Source organism: Burkholderia sp. Ac-20384 (assembly GCF_017104605.1).
Taxonomy (GTDB): domain Bacteria; phylum Pseudomonadota; class Gammaproteobacteria; order Burkholderiales; family Burkholderiaceae; genus Burkholderia; species Burkholderia lata.
This window is the reverse complement of record NZ_JAAGPE010000331.1, coordinates 1-9,295: the sequence shown is the minus strand read 5'-3', so window position 1 is coordinate 9,295 and position 9,295 is coordinate 1. Positions and strand designations below refer to the sequence as shown.

Annotated in this window: 7 protein-coding genes; 6 read left to right on the top strand and 1 reads right to left on the bottom strand. The window is 56.9% G+C overall.

Annotated features, from left to right (window positions below):
- Positions 1-1,962 precede the first annotated feature (1,962 nt).
- The 6 genes from G3O00_RS36090 to G3O00_RS36065 all read left to right on the top strand — a co-directional run bounded on the left by G3O00_RS36090 (position 1,963) and on the right by G3O00_RS36065 (position 6,956).
- Positions 1,963-2,277, top strand: coding sequence for a hypothetical protein (locus G3O00_RS36090; protein WP_241025491.1), 315 nt, complete (start codon positions 1,963-1,965; stop codon positions 2,275-2,277).
- Positions 2,278-2,395: 118 nt separating this feature from the next.
- A complete protein-coding gene (locus G3O00_RS36085; RefSeq protein WP_206145852.1) occupies positions 2,396-4,009 on the top strand; it encodes a recombinase family protein in 1,614 nt (537 codons plus the stop codon).
- Entirely contained in the window at positions 4,006-4,908 is a 903-nt protein-coding gene (locus G3O00_RS36080; RefSeq protein ID WP_105816272.1) for a ParB/RepB/Spo0J family partition protein, read from the top strand. Before G3O00_RS36085 ends, G3O00_RS36080 begins: the two co-directional genes overlap by 4 nt.
- Positions 4,905-5,819, top strand: a complete 915-nt coding sequence (locus tag G3O00_RS36075) for a plasmid partitioning protein RepB C-terminal domain-containing protein (protein ID WP_206145851.1) — start codon at positions 4,905-4,907, stop codon at positions 5,817-5,819. Before G3O00_RS36080 ends, G3O00_RS36075 begins: the two co-directional genes overlap by 4 nt.
- A 269-nt stretch (positions 5,820-6,088) precedes the next feature.
- Positions 6,089-6,421 carry an MbcA/ParS/Xre antitoxin family protein gene (locus G3O00_RS36070; RefSeq protein WP_226285526.1) on the top strand — a complete coding sequence of 111 codons (333 nt, stop codon included), beginning with the start codon at positions 6,089-6,091 and terminating at the stop codon, positions 6,419-6,421.
- Positions 6,422-6,668: 247 nt separating this feature from the next.
- Positions 6,669-6,956: a hypothetical protein gene (locus tag G3O00_RS36065; protein WP_206145850.1), complete on the top strand. Its 288-nt coding sequence runs from the start codon at positions 6,669-6,671 to the stop codon at positions 6,954-6,956.
- A 32-nt stretch (positions 6,957-6,988) separates the two neighbouring features.
- Here G3O00_RS36065 and G3O00_RS43650 read toward each other — a convergent pair whose 3' ends face one another.
- The gene (locus G3O00_RS43650) at positions 6,989-7,666 is read right to left on the bottom strand and encodes a hypothetical protein (protein WP_241025490.1); all 678 of its coding nucleotides are present in this window, start codon (positions 7,664-7,666) and stop codon (positions 6,989-6,991) included.
- Between the last annotated feature and the right edge of the window lie 1,629 nt (positions 7,667-9,295).

Sequence of the window (9,295 nt, the reverse complement as noted above, 5' to 3'; positions counted from 1 at the left end):
CCCGAACAGGACCGTGAAACGACTCTACGCCGATGATAGTGCGGATTCCCGTGTGAAAGTAGGTAATCGTCAGGCTCCCTAAGCCAGAAACCCCCGCCCGAAAGGCGGGGGTTTTTGCATTGGCGCGCCGGAAATGCGTGTGGAGTACTCGGCACGGATGCCTGTCGTGCTGCATGCGCTGATGCTTGAGATGCCGTCAAATGCCGAGAGAGCGGAACGCAACTTTTCGTCTGTTGTGACGGTTGTTGAAGTTACTTGCAGCGCCGCCACGGACCATTTGCATCAAGGCGTGTGCCGAAGTGCTTCACGCCGAGCTATCACTAGTCAACAGAGCGGCGCAAAGGGGCCAGCGCTGCGCGTTCCAGCTCCTCATCCTCTTCTTGCGCAGCTGCCCCATAGGGCTGCTAAACAGCCGTATCCTTCATTTGCTGAGCAGCAAATCAGTTTCGCTTGAACTTGGTTGGCGGCACAAAGCGCCGCGATTGAACGTCGCCTTCACGGCGACGGACCTGGACCGCAGCGCAGTTTTACCTGTCAAGTGTGGCCGTTTTGCACTCGGCTAAATTTTCCTGTGACCTTCCACGTGGTCGCGACGTGGTCCTCAAACGTACCGCCGATATCCAGTCCCGCCTTCTGAACACGAAGCTTCAGTCCGGCATTGACACCGAAGTCGTCCTCATAGTTGACGGCTAGGGAGAACTCATGCAAACGAGCCTCAAATGCCTCAATCAGCCCACCACTTCCTGCGCATAGTGATAGCGCAGGCGATGCTTGGCCGCGTGCAGGCCAATGGAGAGGTCATCAAGGAAGGTAGGCCTCGTCTGCCAGGCGCGTCAGGTCGAAAATCAGCGTGCCTGAGCCGACGATGTATCAGGTTGTCAGCTATTGCCGGCGACTGTTCGGCGGAAGCGGCTGGCCAGATGCACTGGCAAAGCCGCTTGGCATAGCTGTCACAGAGCTCGGTATCTCGACGCGCTTCGGCGTCGACTTGGTCCATCTGGGTCAAACTTCGACTTTTTGAACGACTCGCCAACAATTATGGGATGTTCGCCCCAAGTTGGCCAGTCGCACCGACTTTGTCGTCCAGTCGCAAAACTGTGGCGCCAGTCGCACTTACTCTGGCGCCCTACGCCTACTGCAGAAGGTGGTAATTGGTGAAAAGTGCGCCATTGATTTCATTGGAATTTTTCACTAAATCTAACGCGAACATCAAGTCCTTGTCTCGCATATAGTGAAAAAATTGGGCGGATGTGTCACAAAACGTGAAAATTCTCGAGGGTGGGCCGGCGAGGCCCGTGGGGCAAGGCTCGAGGATGAGCCAGCGTTGTTGAAATCTAGTCCTGCGGCTGTCGCGTTATGACTTATCCGGTCTGGAAATTTGGCGACAATCCGCATAACGATTCCGCATCACTGCTGAGCCGGGGTCGGCGACCAGATCAAGTTCAAGCACGTCTCCAGCTCGCCACCCGGGCCAACATCAGGTATCTGAAGAATCCCGTCGCCACTTCGATCAGGGGGCCCGAATCTCGATGATCAAGGGCTTCGCGGAAGTCACTTCATATCTCCATATGATTAGCGCGATTGACCGAGATGCGGCACGGATGTCGCGCCCTAAATACTACGATGCCGCGGGAAGCCGCCGGGAGCGCAATTGCATGCTACACCCGGTCCGTCGCGCCGACGGAGCGTCGGCCTGATAGGCACGAATCGCACAAGCACCACCAGCGGCGGAAAATCTGCGAGGGTGGGACGCCGCGTCCCGTGAGCTGGCTTCACATGACCCTGGCCCCGAACACGGCCGGCCCCACTTCGATTCCCCTGTGGAGCACGACCATGAAATCGGATCGGATCTGCGCTGGCTGCGGCGCACCCTTCACTCCGCTCTTACACATCCCGCGTCAACGCTTCTGCTCGGCCAAGGCGTGCCAGCGTGCTCGCCGGCGCGCATGGCAGCACCAGCGCATGCGAGTCGATCCCGACTATCGCGAGAATCAGATCCGCGCCCAGGCCAGCTGGCGGGCCCGACATCCTGACTACTGGCGGCACTACCGCGATACGCACCCGGCCTATCGCGATCGCAATTGCACGATGCAGCGACGACGAAATGCGCAGCGCACTGCTAGTGCTGTTGCAAACATGGACGTGTGGCCGGCCCATCGCCCGCTGGCATCTGGGTTTTACATCCTGCGCAACGCGGTTGAGGCAGGCGTTGCAAAGATGAACGCGTGGACGGTGCACATCGCCGTGCTATCTGAGCCGAGGCCTGTTCCGGCGTGATTGCAAAGAGATGACGTGTACGACAAGGGTCTATCGCCTGCTACCTTGGCTGTGTACTCGCTCGCATTCGACGTCATTGCAAGGCGCGACGCGTTCGCCGATACAAATCCCCTAGTTGATGTCGGGGATGGCGCAGCGAGGGGCGGTTGCCAGTGGGAGCTGGATCGTGGACCTCGATTGCACATGCGAATCCGTTGACGAGCAGGCCTGCAGGATGCGGGCTGCTGAATACGTTCGGATGTCGACGGAGCACCAGCAATACTCGACGGAGAATCAGCGTGATCGCATTCGCGACTACGCTGCTCGTCGCGATCTCGAGATCGTGCGGACCTACGCCGACGAGGGTAAAAGCGGTTTGCGTATCGATGGGCGCCAAGCGCTGCAGCAACTGATCCGGGATGTGGAAACCGGCATGGCCGACTTCCAGGTGATCCTCGTCTACGACGTAAGCCGCTGGGGACGATTCCAGGATGCAGACGAAAGTGCCTATTACGAGTACATCTGCCGGCGCGCAGGCATTCAGGTCGCCTATTGCGCCGAACAATTCGAGAACGACGGCTCGCCAGTCTCGACGATCGTCAAAGGTGTGAAGCGTGCGATGGCCGGTGAGTACAGCCGCGAGTTGTCAGCGAAGGTCTTCGCTGGTCAGTGCCGGTTGATCGAGCTCGGTTTCCGGCAAGGCGGCCCTGCAGGCTACGCGTTACGCCGGATCCTGGTGGACGAGCATGGCCTCATGAAGGGGGAATTGCAACGCGGCCAACACAAGTGCCTGCAGACGGACCGCGTCATTCTGATGCCGGGCCCGGACAGCGAGGTGCGTATCGTCAACCTCATCTACAGCTGGTTCATCAATGAGTCACTCAATGAGCACGAGATCGCCGCACGCCTGAACGGCATGAACGTTCAGACGGACCTTGGGCGTCCTTGGACTCGGGCGACTATTCGAGAGGTGCTGACCAACGAAAAGTACATCGGCAACAACGTCTACAACCGTGTGTCGTTCAAGCTGAAGAAATCTCGTGTCACCAATCCGTCGGAGATGTGGATACGCAAGGAGGGTGCGTTCGAACCCATCGTGCCGAGCGAAACGTTCTATACAGCGCAGGGCATCATGCGGGCGCGCGCCCGGCGCTACTCGAGTGAGGAGCTTATCGAGCGTCTGCGAAATCTGTACCGAAGCCGAGGCTTTCTATCGGGCGTCGTGATCGACGAAACGGAGGGCATGCCGTCCACCTCGGTTTATGTATATCGCTTCGGCAGCTTGATTCGTGCGTACCAGACGGTTGGCTTCACGCCAGGCCGTGACTATCGTTATATCGAGACGAACCGCTTCATTCGGCAACTGCACCCGGAGATCGTTGCCGAGACCGAAAAGAAGATCGCGGATCTCGGCGGATCCGTGTCGCGTGATCCGGCGACCGACCTGCTGACCGTGAATCGGGAGTTTACTGCATGCATCGTGCTGTCACGGTGTCAGGTGCGCGGCAGCGGCCGTAACCGCTGGAAGGTGCGGTTCGACGCGAGCCTGCTGCCGGATATCACCGTGGCAGTCAGGTTGGACCAGAGCAACTCGACGGCGCTCGACTACTACCTGCTGCCGCACATCGACTTTTGGCAGCCTCGTATCAGCCTCGCGGACTGGAATCCGATCGAGTTCGAGAGTTATCGCTTCGACACGCTGGACTACTTATACGGTATGGCACAGCGTGCTCGGCTGAGGAGAAGAGCATGACTCAGCGTGAGCAGCCCGGTGAGGTTCGGATGATCCCCATCAGCCAGATCGAGGTGATCAATCCTCGCGAGCGCAATGGTCGCGTCTTCGACGAAATCGTCAGCAACATCAAGACGATTGGCCTGAAGAAACCGATTCTAGTCACGCCACGGGCAACGGCAAGTGGCGTGGAGAAGTATCTGCTCGTGTGTGGGGAGGGACGACTGAAGGCGTTCCGATCGCTCGGTGAAACGACGATACCCGCGCTGGTGGTGAGCGTGAGCGACGAAGACGCGTTCATTATGAGCCTGACGGAGAACATCGCGAGACGGCAATGCCGACCGCTCGAGTTGCTCGCCGGAATTCGCGAACTGCAGGAGCGCGGATACGCACCGAAGGCGATCGCCGAGAAGACGGGCCTCACGCAGCACTACGTGCAAGGGATCTTGACGCTTCTGCATCAGGGTGAGGAGCGACTCGTGATCGCAGTGGAGAAAGGCCGAATTCCGCTGAATGCAGCGTTATCGATTGTTGGTGCCGGCGACGACGATGAGGCGATCCAAGCGGCACTGCAGGAGGCATATGAATCGGGGAGATTGCGCGGGCGTCAGCTGATGGATGCTCGGCGCGTCATCGAGCGGAGGAAAGCGCTCGGCCGGACGGCGAATCGAAACATGACGCGCAAGGTGATGGACGTGACCACATCGAGCCTAGTCCGAACGTATCAGCATGAAGTTGAGCGGCAGAAAGCGATGGTGCGCAAGGCAGAGTTTACGCAGCAGCGGTTGCTGTTCATTGTCGGCGCCCTCAGGCAGCTATTTGCCGACGAGAACTTCGTCAACCTGCTACGCGCTGAGGAGCTGGCGACGTTGCCGAAGTATCTGGCGGAACGTGTATGGCCGAGCGGGAGTCCAGCATGACCGGCGTAGCACTTGGATTCATTCCGGAACCACTGTCCGTTCCGATCACGAGCATCCTGCCGTCACGGCGCACACCTGCCGGGATGATGATCTCGCGCAAGTTCAAGCAGATCAGAAGCTCCATCGAAGAGGTGGGCTTGATTGAGCCACTTTCGGTAACGCCGGTTGATCAGGCATCGGGCAACCACGTCCTGCTCGATGGGCATCTGCGATTGATCGCATTGCAGGAGCTCCAGTTCAACACCGTGTCGTGCCTCGTTGCCACGGACGATGAGAGCTATACGTACAACAACCGCGTCAATCGACTATCGACGATCCAGGAGCACTTCATGATCCGTCGGGCCGTTGAACGGGGGGTGTCCCCGGAGCGACTCGCGAAAGCGCTGTCGGTAGATGTCTCGCAGATCATCAAGAGGATGGCATTGCTGGATGGGATTTGCGCTGAGGCGACTGAGCTCCTGAAGGACCGGCAGTTTTCACCGGAGCTCGCAAGAGCGCTACGCAAGATGAAACCGACGCGACAGGTCGAGTGCGTCGAACTGATGGTGGCAGCAAACAATCTGTCTGTCTCGTACGCTGAAGCGTTGCTCGTTGCAACGCCGGCCTCAAGGTTGATCGAAGGGAAGAAGCCCAAGAAGCTTGCGGGCGTAAGTCCTGAGCAGATGGCGAAGATGGAGCGGGAGATGAGCAATCTGCAGGGACAGTACAAGGTGGTCGAGCAGACTTATGGACAGGACGTGCTCAATCTTGTGCTGGCAAAGGGCTATCTGGCTCGATTGCTGGAAAACGAGTCCGTACGGATGTATCTGCAACAGAATCAGGCTGATCTGGTATCGGAGCTTGAGGTGATCGTTGATACGATCACTTTGGATCAAAATAGACTCGAGCCAACGGATCAAGCAGTAGAATGATAAGCTTCGGATTCCATATTGAATCGTAGGTGCGTCTCAATTCCCAAATCCGGTTTTGGGGTCGAGTGCTATGCCGACCGGCGTCGAAATTGGTTCATAAAATGTTTGCCGAGCTGGCCATCGATGCTAGCGGGTATCTCGGCAGATTGATGAGCTCGACGGTCGCGATCCTTGCTTACACGGACCGGTGTGTCTATGCTGGGGGTATCCAATCCCGTGTACCTCTCGGGTCGCCGTATGACATCAGGTCAAGATTCGGGCTAGTTTGCGTGACAGCATTGAACTCGATCGATGCGAATTCATGGAAAGGCATTGAAATGGCTGTTAAGGATATGAGCGAAGGGAAAGATCAATTTCCCGACAACCATCAGCAAGACATCTCACCGGATGTAATGGACATGCTTACCGCCCAGGTTCAACGGATGGTTGACGAATCGGGCAATCCGGCAGGGTTCGACGCTCGATCATGGCTAAGCGACTGGCTACGCACTCCGGTACCGGCTCTCGATAATCGATTGCCCATAGAGTATCTTGGCAACGCTGAAGGCATTGATCTAATTTCTCGGATCCTGGCAAGTGCCCAAACCGGCGCATACTGGTAAAGCGCCAATTCACGTCACAGCACGAGTCTAGCCACGCTTCTAGAAAGCGTCGACGAAAGGGGCCCGTCGGACAATAAATTGTTTCGTCTGCTATCTGCCCCGTCCTGATCACGAGCTTGTGCCGGCTTCTGAAACATCCTTTGCTTGTAGCGCGATGCGACCTATCGATGATGCGCGAATTGGGTCATCTGAGTCTACTCACGAAGGTGCTACGATGCACATATCCTGCAACAAAAAGGGTATCGCTATGAGTGACGCAACCTTTACGTTTCGGGTTGATATTGTCCTGAAAACTGAGTTCTCTGCTGCGGCGAAGGCCAATGATACAACGGGTGCTCAGCTCCTGCGCGACTTCATGCGGGACTATGTCGAGCAGCAACAAAAAACAGAGGAATACGACGCATGGCTGAGCGCCAAGGTCGAACGGTCGCGTGCCTCCGCCGAAACTGGCAATTTGGAGTCGGCTTCCGAAGTCGATTCCAAGTTCGCAGCGCGTCGTGCTACGGCACGTCGCCGGCTTGATGCGGCGAAGTAATGGCATCCATTCCGGATGCCCAGAAGTTCATATCATTTCACATGTTCGGTCGCCATTCTCAATGGTCCTGCGGCATCTGAATCAACATCGAACAGATGACCTTGAAGGCACGTAGATGTTGTAGAGAGACCAGCAGAAATGTCGGAGCGGAGAAAGAAATACTGCCTGCTGCCATCAATTGAGGGGCCGGTGATAGGACGTGTTCCACTTTTGCCGAGCCACGATAGGGCGGCCTGGGTGGAGGTCGCATGCCGCATGGCTATCGACACGAGCGAGACATAGCGCTCCTCGAACTCGTGCAAATTCGCTTCGGACACAAGTTGGAGCATGCGCCCATTCTGCCTATATTTGGCGCTTTCCAGAATGCCGGATCGGATCAAGTGGTAGGCCACCTCTTCTTTGATGGCTAGCCGCCGTGCAACGGCTTGCGCGGTTAGTCCATCACTGGGAAGTTGACCAGCGTTGGCGATTACCCATTTCGTCTCAGCCTTATCGACAAGGAAAGCACAAATTCCCCGCATGCCGACAGCCCGCCCGACACAGCGTAGCTGTCCGCTAAGTACGGCCCTCATCACCACAAGAAAGGTATCGTTAGCGCGACATAGGTGGCGTAGCACATGTGCCATCGTCCAAGTTTCACTTTCGTTTATTGTGCAATCCTGATCTATAGGGAGATTTGACAATCGATCTATTTCATCTCGAGGAATCATCCAGTTTCCTCGGTCGACCCGACAACGCGGATCGTGTCGTATCAAATTCACGTCTAGAAGAAGGCGCAATCTTCTCTTGCTGATACAGAGCTGCTGGCTTGCCGATCTCAACGAGAGTGAACTATTTAACCTTGATGCGGCGCTAAGCACATTGCTTCGCTGAGCCACCAGAAATGATCGGCCAGATGGACTCTTTAGGACCCGGCCATCGAGGAAGCCGGTTTCAATCAGATGTCGTAGCTTCTGGCGAGAACGTCTTAATGTCGAGCGGATTTCACTCCCTGCTGCCACGTTGTGTGCCTCGAGTGTTCGATCAAAGCTCCGATGCCTGCCATCGATGGACCCGAACCAATGTCCGTTGAGATGAGATTCGAACTCCCTTCTGAGAAAATCGTACCGCCTGTCGTCAAGGACGCTGTACAGCACGTGATAGAGCGGACTGAACCGACGCCGGATACTGGTCTCGGGCTCTCTATCCAAATAGCTCCGAAGAAGCGCACGGAATCCATTGGGCCAGTCGTTCAATAGTATTGCGCATTGCTGGACGTAACTGGTTGCAACTCGAAGGTCATGCTGCCCGGCGAGAATACCAGGGGTCGATTTCGCAAAACCAGGGATGACTGCCGAGAGCGCATACATCAGTTGCAATGTATTCAGCGATGATAGGCGCGCGAGTGGACCGTCCAACGCGCTGCTTCCAGGAATTCTCCGATAGCAAAATCTCATGATTTTCACCACCGAATCGTCTGCGATGTCGCTCGGCATATCGGCAAACGCTCGTCCGCAGTCGCACGCGAGGAATTTTGCGGACGAAGGTGGCTGAATTTGCCCACAGCGGTCACACGTCTCGCGGAGCATTACGTGATGATGGGGACAGGCTACAACGAGTTTGAAGGACCACGCGGAACGCATGTAGGGCGCGTCAAGTAGGCACGCAGGACACCATCGTTGCCGCTGGTAGTTGGTCCACGTGCGAATATGAGACCGCTGGGATGTCGTGCCGCCGCTAACCCACTTCGGCCATGGGACATCAGCTTGCGTCAATTCGGCTCGCGTGCATCCACAAAGCATGGCCAGATTTTCGACCGTGCACTCTAGATGAGACAAGGCACCGCAAAAAAGTTGGCGGCTGTTTTGGTATCCGTTGAGGGATGCTATTCGCCTAAGATAGTCGCTTGCGCTCTCGTCCGGATAAGGACGAGAGCGCACGGGTACCGTAGGGCGACTTAGTTGATGAGACGCCGCACACTAAAAATCAAAGACTTACGAAGACGCCCGCCACAAGCACTTTGTGGCGACGACGGAGTTGTTGCGACTGGTCTACTTCCGCGCCGAAGTAGTAGCGTTTGGGTGCGACCCCAATAACCCGTGAGCTCTATGAGCGGCTCGCGTGAGCCTCGGAAGGTCCAGGCCTAGAAAAAGCTCAAGAGCGGCTCCAAGAGCGGGAAAATCTGCGAGGGTGGGACGCCGCGTTCCGTGAGCCGGCTTTAACCGACCCTGGCCCCGAACACGGCCGGCCCCACTGCGATTCCTCTGTGGAGCACGGCCATGAAATCGGATCGGATCTGTGCCGCCTGCGGCGCACCCTTCACTCCGCTCTTACACATCCCGCGTCAACGCTTCTGCTCG